Below are 17229 nucleotides of genomic sequence, written 5' to 3'. Positions count from 1 at the left end.
CGCTGAGTCCTTCCCGAGTACGAAAACGGTTTTCATTTTTGCATCATGTTTCGGACATGTCTAGATCTTGAAAACGATTACCGTTTTGTCTAGCGTGTGCCCGTCCGCCGTCCGCAGAAGGGTTCCCATGCCAGCCGACCTGTCCGCCCGTGCGCACGCAGCGGGTTCGGCCGCGATCGCCACGTTCGACGCCTCCGTCGTCGCCGCCGCGGTCGAGGATCTCGACCGGCTCGTCCTCCTCGGGATCGCGGCCGAGCTCCACCGCGCCACCCGGCTGGGGGCCCCCGGTGCGCACCCGCCCGATCGGGTCGCCGACGACCTGGGAGCCGTGGCGCGGCACCGCTGGGTCGTCGGTCACTGGCTCGCCGCGCTGCACGAGGCGGGATTGGCGCGCCGGGACGCAGCAGGCCGCTATCACGGCCTGCGTCGCCCTTCCAGGGCCGAACTGGCCGCCGCCCGCACCCGCATGGAGAACGCCAGGGTCGTCCTCGGCTACCCTCCCGAGCTGGCCGAGCTGATGCTCCGCTCGCTGCGCCTGATTCCCGAGCTGCTGCGCGACGAGGTCGGGGTGCAGGCCCTGCTCTACCCCGACGGGGAACCGGCCACGGCCGAGGCCGTCTACCGGGACAACGCGATCAGCCGCTATCTCAATCTCGCCGCGGCCGAAGCGGTCCGCGATCTGGCCGAGCGTTCACCGCGACCGCTGCGGGCACTGGAGCTGGGCGCCGGGATCGGCGCGACCACGGCGGACCTGCTGCCCGCGCTCGCCGGAAGGCCGGTCGAGTCCTACCTGTTCACCGACCTGTCCCCGTTCTTCGTCGACGTCGCCCGGCGCCGGTTCGACGCCCCCTTCCTGCGCTACGGGCTGCTGGACATCACCGAAGAGCTCCCGGGCCGGCCGGGCGGGCTGGACCTGGTGGTGGCGGCGACCATGGCGCACAACGCACCTCACGCCGGCCGTCTGCTGGAGCAGGTGGCCCGGCTGCTCGCACCGGGCGGGCGGGTGCTGCTCATCGAAACCGTCGAAGAGCACGCGCAGTCCCTGACCACGATGCCGCCCGCCCTGTCCCCGCGCGAGGGCTCCGGCCCGCCGCCGCGGCACGACGAGCGGGCCGGCACCACCCGCACCTACCTGTCCCGCGCGGAGTGGCTGGGCTGGTTCGCCCGCGCCGGGCTGCGCGTCGAGGCGGACCTGCCCCCTGACGGTGATCCGCTCACCGCGCTCTCCCAACGCCTGTTCGTCGCCACCCCACCCATGGAGTCGTCATGACCACTGCCCCGCACAGCGTGAACCTGGAAGAGGAGCTGGCCGCCATCTGGGCGGAGTTGCTCGGCCTCACCCCCGATGCCGTACCCGCCGACGTCAGCTTCCTGCGGCTGGGCGGCGACTCCGTGCTGACGGTGCGGATGTCGGCGCTGGTGCGCCGGCGCCTCAACGTGGTGCTCGCGTTGTCGGACGTGCGGGTGGAGATCACGCTGAACCAGCTGGCCGATCTGGTGCGGCGACGCGCCTCGGACGAGCCGATGACCCGTACCCTGCCCCTGCAGGTGACCAGGCGCCCCGACCCGCATGCCGAGTTCCCCCTGCTTCCCCTGCAGCAGGGCTACTTCGTGGGCCAGCAGGACGGCTGGGAGCTGTCCTACGACTCGGCCCACTACTACCTGGACTACGCGCTTCGCGGCGTGGACGGCGACGAGGCCGGTGACGCCCTGTCCGACGCGATCGAACGGCTCGCCGTCCACCAGCCCACCCTGCGGGCCAGGGTCACTCCCGAGGGCCGGCAGCGGGTGCTGGCCGACGGGGCTCCCCTGCTGAAGGTGTACGACCTGCGCGCGTCCACCCCCCAGGACGCGGCGGCCGCGCTGGCCGAGGTACGGCAGGAGATGAGCACCCGCGGTCCCGATCCCACCAGCGGACCCGGTCTCGACATCCGCCTGACCCTGCTGCCCGAGGGCGAAGGACGGCTCCACCTCGGGTTCAGCCTGCTGACCTTCGACGGCTGGTCGTCGGGAGTGCTGAGCAGGGACCTGCTCGCCTACGCGACGGACTGGAACGCCGTGCTGCCGCCGTTGGAGGTGCACTTCGGCGACTACGTCACGGCCCTGGCCGACCTGCCGAAGACCGAGGCATGGCAGGCCGACCGCGACTGGTGGTTCTCCCGGCTGGACGAACTGCCGCTTCCGCCCGCCCTGCCGCTCGCCGCCGATCCGAAGGACGTGCGGCCCGTCACCATGGGCAACCGCGAGCACCGCTGGAGCGCCGAACGCTGGAGCGCGCTGCGCCGGGAGTGCGCCCGCCGGGAGGTGACCCCTTCCACGGCCATGCTCACCGCGTTCGCGATCGTGCTCGCCCGCTGGTCGGGACACCGCCGGATGCTGCTCAACTCCCTCCAGCTCAACCGGCTCCCCCTGCACCCCGACCTCCACCGGGTGGTCGGCGCCTTCGCCTCGACGATGCTGCTCCCCGTCGAACTCGCCCACGGCGCCACCTTCGCCGAACTGGCCGCCGCCGCCCAGAAGACCTCCGGTGAGCACGCCGCGCACAACCTCATCACCGGCGTCGAGGTGGGCCGCGAGCTGGCCCGCCGCCGCGGCACGTGGCGGCCGGTGGGCCCGGTGGTCTTCCAGAGCGTGCTGGGCGTGGACGCGGCCATGGGCAGCCGCCCCCCGGAGGAGGCCGGACCGCTCGGCCGCATCATCGCGGGCGACTACTTCCACCAACTGCGCACACCGCAGGTGGCGCTGGAAGTGCGCTGCTTCGAGATCGGCGACGAGGCGGTCGCCGTGTTCTCCCTCGTCGACGAGCTGTTCGAGGCGACGCAGGTGACCGCGGCGTTCACCGAGTTCGTCGCCCTGGTGGACGACCTCGCCGACGGCTCCGGCTGGGACCTGGTACCGCAGCTGCCGGAGACCACCGATCTCCCCGATGGGGAGGACGGACCGCGGCTGGGCCGGCTGCCCGAAACCGCATCAGGGCAGTACAGCGGCCCACCGGCGGACGACCTGGAGCAGACCGTCGCGGAGGTGTTCGAAGAACTGCTGGAAGTGCCCGTGCTGGACCGCGGCGCGGACTTCTTCGCGCTCGGCGGCGACTCCCTGCTCGCGGTGCGGACGGTGGTCCGGCTGGCCAAGGAGATCGGCGTGACCGTTCCCGTGCGCGAGTTCCTGTCCGACCCGACGGTGGCCGGCGTGGCCCACACCGCCCGCTCCAGGATGGGAGGCTCCTGATGATCGGAGTGCTGGGCGCGACCGGGGCGGTGGGCCGCACGGCCGCCGAGCGCCTGGCCGCCTCCGGGCTGGGCGGGCTGCGGCTCGGCGGACGCGATGCGGCGCGGGCCGCGGACGTGGCACGGGCGTTGCCTGCACCTGCCGAGGTCATGCGGGTGGACCTGACCGACCCGGACGAGCTCGCCCGGTTCTGTACGGGCTGCACGATCGTGGTGAACTGCGCGGGCCCCACCTACCGGGTGCTGGACACCGTGGCCCGGGCCGCGTTCGCGGCCGGCGCCGACTACGTCGACATCGGGGGTGAACTGGCTGCCAAGGACGCGCTCGCCGACGCCGCCGTACCCGGAGGGCGGACCGCGGTGTTCTCCGCCGGAGTCATGCCGGGGCTGTCCGGCCTGCTGCCCCGGCTGCTCGCCAAGGGGCGTCCACCGCGCCGGCTGGACGTCTACGTCGGAGGCGCGGCGGTGTTCACCCCGCTGTCCGCCGTGGACGCGCTCCTGACCCGCGGGCCGAGATTCGGCGTGCCGATGGCCGCCTGGCGGGAGGGCGCCGTCACACCGCTGGCGCCGCTCCACGGCGTGCGGCTGCCGGGGTTCCCGGTGCCCGTGCACGCCTGGCCGTACCTCACCACCGAGGCGCAGGCCCTGGCCGCGGAGTGCGGCGCGGACGAGGTGCGCTGCTACAACGTGTTCGTCTCCGACAGGATCCCCCAGGCGCTCTCCGCCGCGTGGGCGGACGTCCCCGACGTCCACGCCGTCCCACTCGAGACGCTCCAGCCGCATGCCTCGGAGGTGGTGAACGCCTCCCTCCTGGACAACGCCGACTTCGGGGCGTTCTACGTGATGCTGTTCACCGCCCGCCCCCATCGCGGCGCACCCGCCGGCCCCGCCCGGATGCTCCTGACCGCGGCAGACTCCTATGCCCTGAGCGGGGTGGTGATGGCGCTGGCCGCACGGGCCGTGCTCGCCGGCCGGGTCCCTGCCGGGGCCCACCTCGCGGCGGAGGCTCTCGACCCGGACGAGACGGTGACCGCGCTCAGGGACGATCCGCTGGTCACGCAGCTCACTCTGAGCTGACGGGCCCGGCCGTCTTGTCCGCCTGCCCGACCGGCACCGCCTCCCCGGGCGGGTCCGCGGACGGTCAGGAGGCGCCGGGAACCGGTCGGGCGCCGCCCGTCCCGGTGGGGGCGGCGGCCGAAGGGGACGCCTCGCCCCGGTCGATGTGGTCGGCGTGGAACAGGCCCTGGGTCAGCAGGCGGCGCACGTGCTCGTCGGCGGCGCTGTAGTAGACGAAGGTGCCTTCGCGGCGGCCCTTGACCAGTCCCGCGAGACGGAGTTTGGCCAGGTGCTGGCTGACCGCGGTGGGGGAGGCGTCGGCGAGTTCGGCCAGGCAGGCGACGGACGACTCGCCCTGCAGCAGCGCCCAGAGGACCTTGATGCGGGTGGGGTCGGACAGCAGCCGGAACGACTCGGCGGCCAGGTGCACCTGCTCCTCGCTGGGCATCTCGAAGTCGGGCAGCGAGCTGTGCATGACCCCACCATAACCCTCATCTTGTTATTTGCGTATCTGCGTGACTGCGCATATACGATGCTTCGGTGACCGAGCTGAGAACCCCTCCCCGTATCGCAGCCGCTCCGCCGGCGCCGGACGCGACGTCGTGGCGGTCCGGCGTGTGGTCGCTGCCCGAGGTACGCTGGGCGACCGCCGCCGCCGGGCTGTTCACCGCCGGCGGTCTGTGCCAGCCGGCCGGAGCCCCGCCGTGGCTGTGGTGGGGCCTGTACCTGGCCTGTTATGCCGTCGGCGGGTGGGAGCCGGGCCTGGCCGGACTGCGGGCGCTGCGCGAGCGCACCCTGGACGTGGACCTGCTGATGGTCGCCGCCGCGATCGGCGCCGCCGCGATCGGGCAGATCCTCGACGGCGCACTGCTGATCGTCATCTTCGCCGCTTCCGGTGCGCTGGAGGCCGTGGCCACCAAGCGCACCGCGGATTCGGTGCGCGGCCTGCTGGACCTGGCTCCTGAGCGGGCCACTCGGCTCACCTCCGGCGAGGACGGCCGGACGGCGGAGGAAGAGGTGGAGGCGTCTGAGCTGCGGGCCGGTGAGGTGATCCTGGTCCGGCCCGGCGAGCGGATCGGCGCCGACGGTCTGGTCGTCGCCGGGCACAGCGACGTCGACCAGGCGAGCATCACCGGTGAGGGCCTGCCGGTCGACAAGCAGGCCGGTGACGAGGTGTTCGCCGGAACCCTGAACGGCACCGGCGTGCTGCGCGTGCGGGTGACCCACCCGGCCGCCGAGAGCGTGATCGCCCGAGTCGTCGCCCTGGTGGAGCAGGCCAGTGCCACCAAGGCGCGCACCCAGCTGTTCATCGAAAAAGTCGAGCAGCGCTATTCGGTGGCCATGGTCGCCACCACGCTGGCGCTGTTCGCGCTGCCGCTGCTGTGGGGAGTCGACGTGCGGGACAGCCTGCTGCGCGCGATGACCTTCATGATCGTCGCCTCACCGTGCGCGCTGGTGCTGGCCACCATGCCGCCGCTGCTGGCCGCGATCGCCACCGCCGGCCGACACGGGGCGCTGGTCAAGTCCGCGGTCGTGATGGAACGGCTCGGCACCGCCACCCGGGTGGCGTTCGACAAGACCGGAACGCTGACCGAGGGACGTCCGTACCTGTCCGAGGTCCGCCTGCTGCCCGGCGCCGCCGCAGGCCGTACCGGGGACCTGACCGAGCAACGACTGCTGGCGCTGGCGGCCGCCGCCGAACAGCCCTCGGAGCACCCCCTGGGCCGCGCCGTGGTGAAGGCCGCCAGCGCGGCCGGCCTGCCGATCGCACCGGCGGAGGAGTTCGCTTCCGAGCCCGGCCGGGGCGTGCGCGCCCGCGTCGGCGGCCTGATCGTCGAGGTCGCCGGACCCGCCTGCCTGCCTGCCGGCGACCGCGACCAGGCCGCACGCGACGTGGTCGACGGCCTGCAGCGCGGCGGCCACACCGCCGTCGTGGTCCGCATCGACGGCACGGCGGCCGGCGTGCTGGCGCTGGCCGACCGGATCCGCCCCGGCGCCGCTGACACCGTCACCCGCCTGACCGCCCTGACCGGCACCGCGCCCGTGCTGCTGACCGGCGACAACGCACCGGCCGCCGCCCGGCTGGCCGAGCAGGCGGGCATCGGCGACGTGCGCGCCGGGCTGCTGCCCGAGGACAAGGTGAGCGCCGTGGCCGGACTGCAGGACCGCGGCGCCCGGGTGGCATTGGTCGGCGACGGCGTCAACGACGCCCCTGCCCTGGCGGCCGCGCACGTCGGCATCGCGATGGGCCGCGCCGGATCCGACCTGGCCCTGGAAACCGCCGATGCGGTCATCACCCGCGACGAGCTGACGGCCGTTCCCGCCGTCCTCGCGCTGGCCCGGCGCGCCCGCCGCATCATGATCGCCAACCTTGCCATCGCGGCCGCCTTCATCACCGTCCTGGTCGTCTGGGACCTGTTCGGCGAGTTGCCGCTGCCGCTCGGCGTGGCCGGCCACGAGGGCTCCACCGTGATCGTCGCCCTCAACGGGCTGCGCCTGCTGCGCGACGCGGCCTGGCACCGCGCCGCCGACCCCGCCCGTCCCCAGAAGTGAGCGCTCTTGGAACGGCCGTGCCCGACCGCCTCGCCGCCTATCTCCTGCGCCCGCAGCCTGGCTTCCTCCGCTTCGCCGCACCGCAGACCTGAAAGCCGGCCACGCGGAAGGGCTGTGTCGCGTCGCCGGACCGGGCAGCACCCCCGTCAGGTGGGTGGTCGGGTAGTCGGCGGATGAGCCGAACCCGGCGAACAGCAGCCCTCGGGCTCATTCGTACGGTTCGTCGGGCGCGGCTATCGGCTCGACGCGGGAAGCGGTCATCTCCGGCAGGGTGTAGGCGCCCGTTCTCCCGGTCTTCCGCGGGATCCAGGTGCCGGTGACGCGTACCCACGAGTCCGTCTCGGGCACGGGAGCGCCTTTCACCACGACCTGCATCGTGAGGGCGTCGGCGGCGCAGCAACCGATCCGCATGCGCGTGAGATGCCACGCGTCGTCCCGGCCGGACGGCACGACGAAGCCGGTCAGCCGGATGGTCTTGCCCCGCAGGGAACCGCTGGGATCGTCCCAGGCCAGGTTGGCGAACTCGAGCATGCTCAGCACGTTCACCCGGCCGTTCTTCAGCACGGTGGGGCGGGCCTCGACGATGGTGGGCGGGGGCACGTGCGAGCTCTGCTCGTCCTGCCGGACGGCGAACGAGCCGAGGGCCGGAGGAGCGACCAGGAAGATCACTACGAGCGGGATCAGCAGCAGCCACGCCACCCGGTGCCCTCCCGCATGCTCGTGTTCGTGCTCGCGTGAATGGACTGGCGCGAGGGCGATCGGATCGCGGGCGACCATTTGTGCCAGATGCGCCTCCTCGGCCGCGCGAGCGCGCAGGAGCTCTCTCTGGCGCGCCGCGTTCGTACTCCTGCGGCGGTCGAAAACCAGCGCGGCCACGGCGAGGGCGACCAGCATCGCGCCCGCCGCGATCAGCAGCGGCCGAAAGCCCGGCTTGACGTAGTTGGCGAAGTCCGCGGAGAAGACGGAGATCTTCAACAGGGCCCCGCCGAGCAGGAGGATCAGCAGGTTCTGCGTGACCCGGTTCACCGGCACACCCCTATTCGGCGGATCTGCATCCGGGGCTGATGCGAGTTCCTGCCGCCCTTGGCCGAGGCGGCCAAGCCGATCATCCTGGCCTTCCTGCCGGCGGGCGACGGCCCTGGCGGCGCGTGGGCGCACCCGATGAACCCGCCCCATGTCGGCTCCGCCACCGCGCTCTCGGTCGATGCGCTGCAAGCCGCGGTCCGGGCGAGCGTCAGCGGACTGTCGCCGTGCCCGGCGGTGAAGGCGCCGAGCGCGGGCGGGAGGATCAGCGGCATGGCGTCCCGCGCCCGGCGGCTCACAGCAGCACCCAGCCCGCCACGAAGCTGACCGCTATCGCGAGGATCAGCGTCAGCGGTGCGAACCGCCAGGCGAAGGCGCGGCCGAAGGTGCCCGCCTGCAGGGCGATGAGCTTCAGGTCGACCATCGGCCCGACCACCAGGAACGCCAGCTTGGCCGTGGGGGAGAACGCCGTGAACGACGCCGCCACGAAGGCGTCGGCCTCCGAGCAGATCGACAGCAGCACCGCCAGCAGGGCCAGGACCAGTACGGACACGACCGGCACCCCGGCCGCCGCGGTCAGCCAGTCGCGGGGGATCATCACGTTGAGGCTCGCCGCGGCCAGCGCGCCGACCACCAGGAACCCGCCGGCGTGCAGCAGGTCATGGCGCATCGCGTCCAGGAAGACGCCCGCCCTGGCCTGGCCGGCCTCGGCGGTCCGGCGAGGCGCCGGCAGCCACGCGGCACGCCCGAACCGGGCCCAGATCCAGCCGGCCAGCACGGCCACCGTCAGCGAGGCGGCGAACCTGGCGAGCACCATCGACGGGTCGTCGGGGAAGGCCACCGCGGTGGCCACCAGCACCACCGGATTGATCGCCGGAGAAGCCAGCAGGAACGCCAGCGCCGCCGGAGGCGCCACCCCGCGCGCCATCAGCCCGGAGGCCACCGGCACCGACGCGCACTCGCAGCCGGGCAGCACCGCTCCCGCCACGCCCGCCACCGGCACCGCCGCGTAGGTCCGCCGGGGCAGCGCCCGGGTCCAGAACGAGGCGGGCACGAACGCGGTGATGGCGGCCGACAGCGCCACCCCCAGGGTGAGGAACGGCAGCGCCTGCACGCACACCGCCGCGAACACGGTCGCCCAGGTCTGCAGTGCCGGATGCGTCAGGTACGGCGCGAGCAGGAGGCGTCCCGCCGCCAGCAGGGCCACCAGGACGATCAACGCCCAAGGCAGCCGGAATCCACCGGGATCCCGGCGCGTCCGGGCTTTCGGCGGCAGGTCGCTCTCCGGGACCGGCCGATCCGCGATGCTCGGCTGCGCCATCACCCTCCTCGCTCGCACGTGGACACGCGGCAGCAGACTAACCCTTCAGCCGGAGATCGGCGGTGCCGCGGTCACACGCCGACCTCAAGAGCGGATAGCAGTCAGGGAGCACCTCGACCTCGACGTGTGCGTCGATCTTCTCGAGCCCTCCGCGACGGTGATGTGCAGCAAGGACCGGCGCCGTACCGGGCGTCGGCCTCGGCCGACATCAACGCCTCGGCCATGGTCTTCACCATGGAGCGCAACAGATCCGGGTCGCTGGTCTGAATCTGCTCCGCCAGCCACGCCATCGGGTCCACACTGTTGTTCACGGCCATCGCTTTCTTCCTTCGATCTTGGTTTCGCAACCCGAAGGATCACGCGATGGCCGTCTTCATGTCCGGCGGCACGCCTGACGGATCCGGACCGCATCCGCTCCTGAACGACCTGCCCGAAGTCATCCACCTACCGACGCGGGTAGGGCGCCACAGGGAACTCCGCGCCGCGGTCGAACTCCTCGGCGTGGAACTGGACAGCGACGCCCGACCGGGCTCCGACACCGTTCTGCTCACCCTGCTGGATCTTCTCCTGCTCTACATCCTGCGCGCATGGTTCGAAGAACAGCGTGTCTCCGGTCACTCCGCCGCCGGCTGGGCCGCGGCCCTGCACGACCCCGCCGTCGCCGCCGCCCTCCGCGCCATCCACGAAGACCCCGGCCGGCCATGGACCGTCGAGGAGCTGGGTGCGCAGGCACGCCTGTCTCGCGCCGCCTTCGCCCGGCGGTTCACCCATCTGGTCGGCCAGCCACCGCTCACCTACCTGACATGGTGGCGGATGACCACAGCAGCCCGGCTCCTGCGCGCCTCCGACGCTCCCGTCAACACGATCGCCCAGCAGGTGGGCTACAGCTCGCAGTACACCTTCAGCCATGCCTTCAAGCGCCAGTACGGGTCACCGCCCGGCAGTTACCGGCACCACGCCGGCCGGAGCACAGCGCCCGCGTAGGGAGCTTCGAGGTCTGGCGGGCTGAGCGGTCACCGCGGAATCAGCGTCACCCCCGACCCCCGGCGCCGGGCGGGTAGCGGCCCGGTTCAGGCGGCCGCCGTGACCACCGCGGTATCGGACGTGGTCACGACCCGGTTGCGGCCCGATTCCTTGGCCCGGTAGAGCATCTGGTCGGCGAGGAGGGTGAGCTCGCCCGGCACGCTCACGTCCGCGGGCAGGCAAGCCACGCCGATCGACACGGTGACGGTGATGGTGACATCCCCGCCGACCGTGATCGGCTCGCTGCGAACCGCCGTGAGAATCCGGTCTGCGATCACCCGCGCGTCGTCGGGCGCCGTGTCGGGCAGCAGGACGACGAACTCCTCGCCGCCGTACCGGGCCGACACGTCGCCCCGCCGGACCGCCTGGGACAGCCGCTGCGCTACCTCGCGCAGAACCCGGTCGCCCCCGTCGTGGCCGTAGGTGTCGTTGACCCGCTTGAAATGGTCGATGTCCAGCAGGAGCACGGCGGCCCGCCGGTTGCGTCGCCCTGCCAGGCCGGACAATGCTCCGTCCAGGTAGCGCCGGGACCACAGGCCGGTCAGCGCGTCGGTCACCGCCATCCGGCGCTGAATCGCGACCAGGCCCGCCAGTCGGCCGATGACCAGCAAGAACAGCAAACCACAGGACGCGCAGATCAGCGGAACGTACAGCGGGGCGCCGCGTAGGTACTGGACCAGCAGCGCCGCCGGGGCCAGCAGCGAGGCCAGAGCGAGCATGGTCAGCCGCGCCGGTCCGAGGTCGGGGGCGGCTACGGCGCTCGGCGCGTCAACGTCCCGCATCGAGGGATGCGTGCCACACAGGCCGAGCAGAAGGCCGCCGGCCATCCACAACACGGAGACCAGGAACGTCCACCGGGTTTCCCCGGCGAGCGCGTCCAACGTGTTGAGCGTGTCCGGAATGACGGTCAGCATCACGTACCCGGCGAGGCTGTAGGCCGCTACCCCCTTGGGCCCGCCGTCCAGGAGATGCCGCGCGCAGAAAGCGGCCAGTAGGAGATCACCCAGGGGATACGCGGCCGCGACCAGTCGCGTCGGCAGTCCTGCATCGGTGTCACTGAGAATGGGGTCGATCACATAGATCCAGGACAGCAACGCGGCGGACACCGTGATGATGCCGGCGTCCAGCAGCCCGGGCAGGCTCCAGGCCGGCGTACGGCTACGCACGATGGTCATCTGCGTCCACACACCGACCGCGTAGGACAGCAGATAGAACACGTCCGCGGCACTGGGCGGCGACGCGGTGCCGGCCAGTACACCGGACGGGAAGAACCCGCCGACGACCACCAGCAGCATCCCGAGGATCAGCAGCCACGGCCATCGTGTCGCGGGCCGGTAGCGCCGGGCGCCGATGGCGACGGCGGCGAGACTGACCATCAGGGCGACCTGGCCGAGTACGATGCCCACGACCGCCGGAGCGCCGGCCAGGGTCGTGAACACGTACGCCGCCAGCAGAGCCGCGCCGGTGGCGAGGTACCACACCATGACTTCTCCGGTTCCGCCGACAACGAGGCCCGACTTGCTCAAGGTTCATCGGCCGTCTGTGAACGGACATGAGGAACTCCGGGTACACGGTCATGGGCACCCTGTTCCGTGGACAGCACTTCTCCAGGTACACGGCCATGTACTTCTTGGTCTTGCGGACATCGCAGAGGCCATCCTTGCGGCAAGGGCTCGGAGCGGCCGGGGCCTCACGATCGCCTGCGGGTGGCCGGCCATCACTCGGGGTCGGGGGCGGTCGACGGACCGGTCCCTCCTTCATTTTTTTTCAAGGCGGTCGTCGGTGGCCGTCGCGGACGATTGCCGGAAGAATCCCGGTCCTGTGGGTACACCGAGGACATGAGCAAGCAGAAGCCGACTCCATGGGACGCGAACGCCAAGAAGCGCATCCAGTCCAAGGTGGCCACGGACCCGAACAGCCCTAGCGGCAAGAACCGCTTGGACCGCAAGGCGCAGTCAGGGGCGGACAAGAACGAGTACCGGCGACGGAGCAGCAAGCGCCACGGTCACTGATGTCGGGTCTCACTTGATGCTTGACGCAACGGCATCGGATGATGCTTGACACTCCTAGCTGCTCTTTCGCTGCTTAGTATGCGCCCTGGACTTGATCCGAGTGATTTCCTGGGTCGTGGTCCGGGGCAGACCAGAGTCTCCATCGAAGCCGGAGCGGTTCACCCCACCGACTTCGAGTGCTTCTGGATCTCCCTGGGAGCCGCTCATGTGCTTCAGTCCGGCCAGGGTGTGTCACTCGGGACGCTCTTCGACCGACCGCACGCGACTACCGTCCGAATCGCCGACCCCGAGATCGAGCAAGATCCGTTGACGGAACCTGCCCTGCCCGACAGACACATGTCTGCCCCTCACGGGCACGCTTCGCCACTTGAAATTCCTCATCCCAGGTCACAGTCTCGGACCTGAGGCCGATCCCCTGACACAGGACGACTCACACCGGGCGTCTCGGGTCAGCCGAGGGTGCGTCCGGTCGCGCCGAGCGCCTCGCGAAGAATGCGGACGGCCTTCGGACCGACCCCGTGCATCGCCAGCAGTTCGGCCTCGGTCAGTTCGGCGACCCGGGCGAGAGTGGTCAGGCCGGCGCCGGCGAGCGCCTGCGTGGCGGGTCTTCCGATGGCCCTGGGCAGGTCGCCGTCCTCACCGGGAACCGCGGCGTCCGCGGCGTCCGCCTGTTCCACGGGCCGCTCCGGTGCGCAGGAGAGCCAGGCGCGGCGCACCCAGTGGTCGAGCCGCCGGCCGTCGACGTCCCCGAGCGGGACGTGTACGCCGATCGGCGTCGCGCCGCGGGTCAGCCGCTCGGCGGTGGGATGGGCCGCGAGGAACTCGTCCGCCTCCGCCGCGGGGAGGTGGAGCCGCACCTGGCCGTCCTCGCCCAGCGAGGCGAACCGCTCGCCGCGCACGGTGAACGCGGCCGTGCCGGAACGGGCGTCCTGCTCGGCCGTCCCGGGGAGGGAGAGGGCGGTCCTGCGAAGCTGGGCGGGGGTCGTCATGGCCACCTCGGCGTACCGGCTCGACGTCGGAATCCTTGATCCGGGAAGTATACGACTCAGCCGGGAGGCGCACCCCGGTCCGGCGGGCCCGCGATGCGGTAGCCCACGCCGGGGGAGGTGGTGACGACCGGGGGATCGCCGAGTTTGCGGCGCAGGCGGCCGATCGTGACGGCGACCGTGTTCGTGAACGGGTCGGCGTGCTCGTCCCACACCTGCTCGAGCAGGCTCTCGGCGCTGAGGAAGGCGGGGGAGGCGCGCAGGAGGGCTTCGAGGAGGGCGAACTCCTTGACCGACAGATCCAGCGGGCGGCCGTCGCGGGTGACCGTACGGCGCAGCGGGTCGAGCTCGAGGCCGGCCGCGCGCAGGGTGCGGGCACGGGCGGCGGGCCGGCGGCGGGCCAGGGAGCGCACACGCAGGACCAGCTCGGGGAAGTGGAAGGGCTTGGCGAGGTAGTCGTCGGCGCCCAGCGTCAGGCCGCTGACCCGGTCACCGGGGGAGCCGGCCGCGGTCAGCATCAGGACCATGGCGCGGTCGTCGCGGTCGGTGATCATCTGGCAGAGGGCGTCACCGTGGATCCCCGGCAGATCGCGGTCGAGGACGACCACGTCGTAGGGATTGAGGCTGAGCTTGGCCGCGGCCTCCAGCCCGTCGTACGCCACGTCCACCGCCAATCCCTGGTCGCGCAGGCCCTCGGCCAGGACGGCCGCCAGGGCGCGCGCGTCCTCGACCACCAGCACCCTCATGCCGGGACGTCCTCGGACGCGTCCGTCCGGGGCAGCGAGACGGCGGCCCGGAGGCCGCCCTCGGGCCGGGCGTACAGCTCCAGCCGCCCGCCGTGCGCCGAGACGACGGCGTCGACGATCGACAGGCCGAGCCCGGAACCGTCGCCGGAGCCGGTCCGGTCAGGTCCGAGCCGCTGGAACGGCCGTGCCAGCCGTGCCACCTCCTCCCGGTCGAGGACCCGGCCGCCCGTCTCCACGACGAGCAGCGCGTTCGCGTCGTCCGCGGTGGCGGCGACCCGGATCCAGCCGCCGTCGTGGTTGTGGACGATCGCGTTGTCGACCAGGTTGCCGGCCATCCGGGCCAGGAGCGTCGGGCTCCCCAGCGTCCACGCGCCGTCCCGGACGCCGCCGTCGTGGAGGGTCAGGCCCTTGGCGGCGATGTCGGCGGTCCGGGCGTCCAGGGCCGCCGACACCGTGCGGCCGAGCGAGACCCCCTCCCGGTCGGGCAGGACGCCGTGCTGGGCCCGGGCGAGCGCCAGGAGGCCCTCCAGCAGACGGTCGACCTGGTCGAGTTCGGTGCGGAGCCGGTCGGCCAGCGCGAGCGTCTGCTGCGGCACGGGCTCCGGCTTGGCCACGGCCACATCCAGCGACGCCCGCATGGTCGCCAGCGGGGTGCGCAGCTCGTGGGAGGCGTCGGCGACGAACCGGCGCTGCGCGGCGAAGGCGCCCTCCAGCCGCTCCAGCAGCTCGTCGACGGTGTCGGCCAGGTCCTTCACCTCGTCGGCGGGGCCGGGTACGGCCAGCCGCTCGTGCAGGTTGTCGGCGGAGATCCGCCGGGTGGCCGCGGTGATCGTCCGGAGCGGGCGCAGCACCCGGCCCGCGACGACCCGGCCCAGCACGACCGAGAGCACGGCCATGACGGCGAACGCGACCGCCGAGCCCGCCAGCAGCTGACGCGACTGGGTCGCCTCCGTCTCCGACAACCGCGCCTGGAGCAGCCCGATGTGCTCGAGGGCGGTCGCGAGCGTGGGCTGTGGGGGACCCGGGTCCCCGGCGGGCGCGGTCACCCGGACCCCGAGGGCCATGAGATTGACGATGGCCAGCAGTCCGGCGCCGGACAGCAGGAACAGGGCACCGTACAGGGCGGTGAAGCGCCACCGTACGGTGCGGGTCGGCAGCGCCGGGCGTCGCGGCATCCTCATCGGTCCTCTCCCGTCCCGTGCGGGACTCGCGTGGGGACTCCAGGATGCCGCCCGGGACCTAACAGCGGTATGACGGCCTCCGTTCGGCCCGCGTCACGGTCGGGTCCGTACAACCGGACGCATGACAGCAACCATCGAAGTCTCCGGGCCGCGTGAACGGTCCGGGCGGATCCCGGCGCCGGACGGCGTGTCCTTCGCCGCCGGGGCGGTGCCGTTCTCCGAAGCGGCCGCACACGGCGTGACGCCGGAGCAGACGCACCCGGACCCCACCGGGGACGCGGTCGGGTTCCGGGGCGCGGCGTGATGACAGGCGCCTCGACCCGCTCCGGGACCGGGGACCCGGTCCGTTCGCTGCGCACCGCGTGGACCGGGTTCAGGAGGGCGCGCGGCCGGGTGGCCGCCACGGCGGCGGGAGCGCTGGCCGTCGTGCTGCTCGGTCTGGCGTCGGCCGCGGGCAGTCACACGTCGTGCAGTGCCGGTGCCGTCGAGGTCGCCTGTCCCGCGCTCCCCGTGGGGCCGGGTGGCGAGGCCGTGGAGGACGAGTTCTTCTTCGTGCACCGGGCACTGACCGGGGACGGCGGCATCACCGCCCGGGTGACCTCCCTGACAGGTGTGATCCGCAAGCCCGACGCCGTCCCCGGGGTCCGGAACGTCGTCGCCGGGGTCGTGCCGTGGGCCAAGGCCGGAGTCATGGTCAAGGAGAGCACCGAACAGGGGTCGTCCTACGCAGCGGTGATGGTCACCGGCGCGCACGGGGTGCGGATGCAGCACGACTTCACCCACGACGTGGCGGGCCGTCCGGGGGGCGTGTCCGAGGAGTCTCCGCGCTGGCTGCGGCTGGTCCGCTCCGGCGACACGCTCATCGGGTACGAGTCCGCCGACGGCGCGCACTGGAGCGAGGTCGGCACCGCCCGTCTGCCCGGCCTGCAGGCCACGGTCGAGATCGGGCTCTTCGCCGCCTCTCCGGGTGATCTGACGGTGACACCGGGAGCTCTCGGCGGGTCCGCGTCACGCTTCTCCGAGGCCACCGCCGCCTTCGACCGGGTGACCCTGGAGGGCGGGACGGCCGGCGGCGAATGGCGCGAGGACGACGTCGGCGTCACCAGGGAACCCGGGGGATCGCCCCACCACCCGGGCCGCGCGAGTGAATCCGGCGGCGCGTTCAGCGTCACCGGGAACGGTGACATCGCACCGTCCACCGCGGGCCAGACCCTCGAGCGCACCCTCGTGGGCCTGCCGGCCGGACTGATCGCGGTGATCGTGGTGGCGGTGATGTCCGCCACCGCCGAATACCGGTACGGGCTCGGCCGCACCGCGCCGCTCGCCCGCCCGCGGCGCGGCCGGATGCCGGCGGCCGGGGCCGCGGTGATCGCCGCGGTGGCCTTCGCCGCCGGGCTCGCCGCCACCGCGGTCACGCTCACGGCCGGTTCCCGGATCCTGCGCGCCAACGGCAACCAGGTCCTGCCGGTGTCCTGGCTCACCGAGGTGCGCGTCGTCGTCGGTACGGCGGCGCTGTTCGCCGTCGCCGCCGTGCTCTCCTTCGCTCTCGGCGTCCTGTTCCGGCACGGCGCCGGGGCGATTCCGGCCGCCGTCGCGCTGATCGTGCTCCCGCACCTCCTGGCGACCGTCTCCGTCCTGCCCGACAGCGCGGCGCAATGGCTGCTGCGCGTCACCCCGGCGGCGGGTTTCGCGATCCAGCAGAGCATCCCGCAGTACACGCACGTGCTCGGCCACTACGCGCCGAGCGCCGGCTTCTACCCGCTGGCGCCGTGGGCCGGCCTGGGCGTGCTCGCCGCCTGGGCCGCCGTCGCGCTCCTGGGCTGCGGGTGGCTGCTGCGACGGCGCGACGCCTGAACGGCACCACCCCTGTCACGACGGCACAGCCCTCCGGCGCCTTCCGGGCTCCAGGGGCTCCGGGGGCTCCGGGCGGGCGATCGCGGCCCGGCCGGCGGCGAAGGGGGCAGCGGTCATCGTGCGCTTCGGCACGGACGAGGAAGGTGCGAGGGCGACGGTCGGCTGCCGGGGCGCCGCGGTGCGCAAGGAGGTGCGGCGCACCAGGGTCCGAGCGCGGATGCACGCATCCGGACCTGAGCGCGGATGC

General features: G+C 72.6%; 16 protein-coding genes. 8 read left to right on the top strand and 8 right to left on the bottom strand.

What is annotated here, in order from left to right; genetic code table 11:
- Positions 1–127: 127 nt before the first annotated feature.
- From HS048_RS23465 to HS048_RS23455, 3 genes are read left to right on the top strand one after another with little or no spacing between them, the layout of a single operon-like run.
- Positions 128–1270, top strand: a complete 1143-nt coding sequence (locus HS048_RS23465) for a bifunctional 2-polyprenyl-6-hydroxyphenol methylase/3-demethylubiquinol 3-O-methyltransferase UbiG (RefSeq protein WP_068897434.1) — start codon at positions 128–130, stop codon at positions 1268–1270.
- Complete coding sequence (locus HS048_RS23460) at positions 1267–3228, top strand: phosphopantetheine-binding protein (RefSeq protein ID WP_196468690.1); 1962 nt, start codon at positions 1267–1269, stop codon at positions 3226–3228. The genes HS048_RS23465 and HS048_RS23460 overlap by 4 nt, the downstream gene beginning before the upstream one ends.
- Positions 3228–4304 (top strand): saccharopine dehydrogenase NADP-binding domain-containing protein, encoded by a 1077-nt coding sequence (locus HS048_RS23455; RefSeq protein ID WP_196468689.1) that lies wholly within the window; start codon positions 3228–3230, stop codon positions 4302–4304. The genes HS048_RS23460 and HS048_RS23455 overlap by 1 nt, the downstream gene beginning before the upstream one ends.
- A 64-nt stretch (positions 4305–4368) precedes the next feature.
- Here the strand turns inward: HS048_RS23455 and HS048_RS23450 are convergent, their stop codons facing one another.
- Positions 4369–4758 carry a metalloregulator ArsR/SmtB family transcription factor gene (locus HS048_RS23450; RefSeq protein ID WP_068897431.1) on the bottom strand — a complete coding sequence of 130 codons (390 nt, stop codon included), beginning with the start codon at positions 4756–4758 and terminating at the stop codon, positions 4369–4371.
- A 65-nt stretch (positions 4759–4823) separates the two neighbouring features.
- Between HS048_RS23450 and HS048_RS23445 the strand changes: the two genes are divergently transcribed.
- A complete protein-coding gene (locus tag HS048_RS23445; RefSeq protein WP_307832604.1) occupies positions 4824–6836 on the top strand; it encodes a heavy metal translocating P-type ATPase in 2013 nt (670 codons plus the stop codon).
- Between the two features lie 207 nt (positions 6837–7043).
- Here HS048_RS23445 and HS048_RS23440 read toward each other — a convergent pair whose 3' ends face one another.
- Genes HS048_RS23440 through HS048_RS23430 form a run of 3 tightly spaced genes read right to left on the bottom strand, consistent with a single transcriptional unit; the run spans position 7044 to position 9180 of the window.
- Complete coding sequence (locus HS048_RS23440; RefSeq protein WP_196468688.1) at positions 7044–7862, bottom strand: TIGR03943 family protein; 819 nt, start codon at positions 7860–7862, stop codon at positions 7044–7046.
- Positions 7859–8158, bottom strand: coding sequence for a hypothetical protein (locus tag HS048_RS38950; RefSeq protein WP_068897428.1), 300 nt, complete (start codon positions 8156–8158; stop codon positions 7859–7861). Before HS048_RS38950 ends, HS048_RS23440 begins: the two co-directional genes overlap by 4 nt.
- Positions 8155–9180, bottom strand: coding sequence for a permease (locus HS048_RS23430; protein ID WP_196468687.1), 1026 nt, complete (start codon positions 9178–9180; stop codon positions 8155–8157). The genes HS048_RS38950 and HS048_RS23430 overlap by 4 nt, the downstream gene beginning before the upstream one ends.
- A gap of 363 nt (positions 9181–9543) precedes the next feature.
- Between HS048_RS23430 and HS048_RS23425 the strand changes: the two genes are divergently transcribed.
- Complete coding sequence (locus HS048_RS23425; RefSeq protein ID WP_196468686.1) at positions 9544–10164, top strand: AraC family transcriptional regulator; 621 nt, start codon at positions 9544–9546, stop codon at positions 10162–10164.
- An 86-nt stretch (positions 10165–10250) separates the two neighbouring features.
- On the opposite strand, the gene HS048_RS23420 is transcribed toward HS048_RS23425, so the two are convergent.
- Positions 10251–11729 carry a diguanylate cyclase gene (locus HS048_RS23420; RefSeq protein ID WP_196468685.1) on the bottom strand — a complete coding sequence of 493 codons (1479 nt, stop codon included), beginning with the start codon at positions 11727–11729 and terminating at the stop codon, positions 10251–10253.
- Between the two features lie 312 nt (positions 11730–12041).
- On the opposite strand from HS048_RS23420, the gene HS048_RS23415 reads away from it, so the two are divergent.
- Positions 12042–12215 carry a hypothetical protein gene (locus HS048_RS23415; protein WP_157237476.1) on the top strand — a complete coding sequence of 58 codons (174 nt, stop codon included), beginning with the start codon at positions 12042–12044 and terminating at the stop codon, positions 12213–12215.
- Between the two features lie 449 nt (positions 12216–12664).
- Here HS048_RS23415 and HS048_RS23410 read toward each other — a convergent pair whose 3' ends face one another.
- From HS048_RS23410 to HS048_RS23400, 3 genes are read right to left on the bottom strand one after another with little or no spacing between them, the layout of a single operon-like run.
- Positions 12665–13204, bottom strand: coding sequence for a hypothetical protein (locus HS048_RS23410; protein ID WP_196468684.1), 540 nt, complete (start codon positions 13202–13204; stop codon positions 12665–12667).
- A gap of 56 nt (positions 13205–13260) precedes the next feature.
- Entirely contained in the window at positions 13261–13947 is a 687-nt protein-coding gene (locus tag HS048_RS23405) for a response regulator transcription factor (RefSeq protein ID WP_196468683.1), read from the bottom strand.
- The gene (locus tag HS048_RS23400) at positions 13944–15128 is read right to left on the bottom strand and encodes a HAMP domain-containing sensor histidine kinase (RefSeq protein ID WP_230881853.1); all 1185 of its coding nucleotides are present in this window, start codon (positions 15126–15128) and stop codon (positions 13944–13946) included. Before HS048_RS23400 ends, HS048_RS23405 begins: the two co-directional genes overlap by 4 nt.
- Positions 15129–15249: 121 nt before the next feature.
- Here HS048_RS23400 and HS048_RS23395 point away from each other — a divergent pair, with 121 nt between their 5' ends.
- Complete coding sequence (locus HS048_RS23395; protein WP_196468682.1) at positions 15250–15432, top strand: hypothetical protein; 183 nt, start codon at positions 15250–15252, stop codon at positions 15430–15432.
- Positions 15432–16982, top strand: a complete 1551-nt coding sequence (locus tag HS048_RS23390) for a hypothetical protein (protein ID WP_196468681.1) — start codon at positions 15432–15434, stop codon at positions 16980–16982. The genes HS048_RS23395 and HS048_RS23390 overlap by 1 nt, the downstream gene beginning before the upstream one ends.
- Positions 16983–17229: the final 247 nt, after the last annotated feature.

The organism is Planomonospora sp. ID91781, assembly GCF_015711595.1.
In the GTDB taxonomy this organism is placed as follows: domain Bacteria; phylum Actinomycetota; class Actinomycetes; order Streptosporangiales; family Streptosporangiaceae; genus Planomonospora; species Planomonospora parontospora.
This window is presented reverse-complemented; position numbering and strand designations above follow the sequence as displayed.

Coding starts and splice junctions, on each gene's coding strand:
- HS048_RS23465 (WP_068897434.1), top strand. CDS start 128: ATGCCAGCCGACCTGTCCGCCCGTGCGCACGCAGCGGGTTCGGCCGCG.
- HS048_RS23460 (WP_196468690.1), top strand. CDS start 1,267: ATGACCACTGCCCCGCACAGCGTGAACCTGGAAGAGGAGCTGGCCGCC.
- HS048_RS23455 (WP_196468689.1), top strand. CDS start 3,228: ATGATCGGAGTGCTGGGCGCGACCGGGGCGGTGGGCCGCACGGCCGCC.
- HS048_RS23450 (WP_068897431.1), bottom strand. CDS start 4,758: ATGCACAGCTCGCTGCCCGACTTCGAGATGCCCAGCGAGGAGCAGGTG.
- HS048_RS23430 (WP_196468687.1), bottom strand. CDS start 9,180: ATGGCGCAGCCGAGCATCGCGGATCGGCCGGTCCCGGAGAGCGACCTG.
- HS048_RS23425 (WP_196468686.1), top strand. CDS start 9,544: ATGGCCGTCTTCATGTCCGGCGGCACGCCTGACGGATCCGGACCGCAT.
- HS048_RS23415 (WP_157237476.1), top strand. CDS start 12,042: ATGAGCAAGCAGAAGCCGACTCCATGGGACGCGAACGCCAAGAAGCGC.
- HS048_RS23410 (WP_196468684.1), bottom strand. CDS start 13,204: ATGACGACCCCCGCCCAGCTTCGCAGGACCGCCCTCTCCCTCCCCGGG.
- HS048_RS23405 (WP_196468683.1), bottom strand. CDS start 13,947: ATGAGGGTGCTGGTGGTCGAGGACGCGCGCGCCCTGGCGGCCGTCCTG.
- HS048_RS23400 (WP_230881853.1), bottom strand. CDS start 15,128: ATGAGGATGCCGCGACGCCCGGCGCTGCCGACCCGCACCGTACGGTGG.
- HS048_RS23395 (WP_196468682.1), top strand. CDS start 15,250: ATGACAGCAACCATCGAAGTCTCCGGGCCGCGTGAACGGTCCGGGCGG.
- HS048_RS23390 (WP_196468681.1), top strand. CDS start 15,432: ATGACAGGCGCCTCGACCCGCTCCGGGACCGGGGACCCGGTCCGTTCG.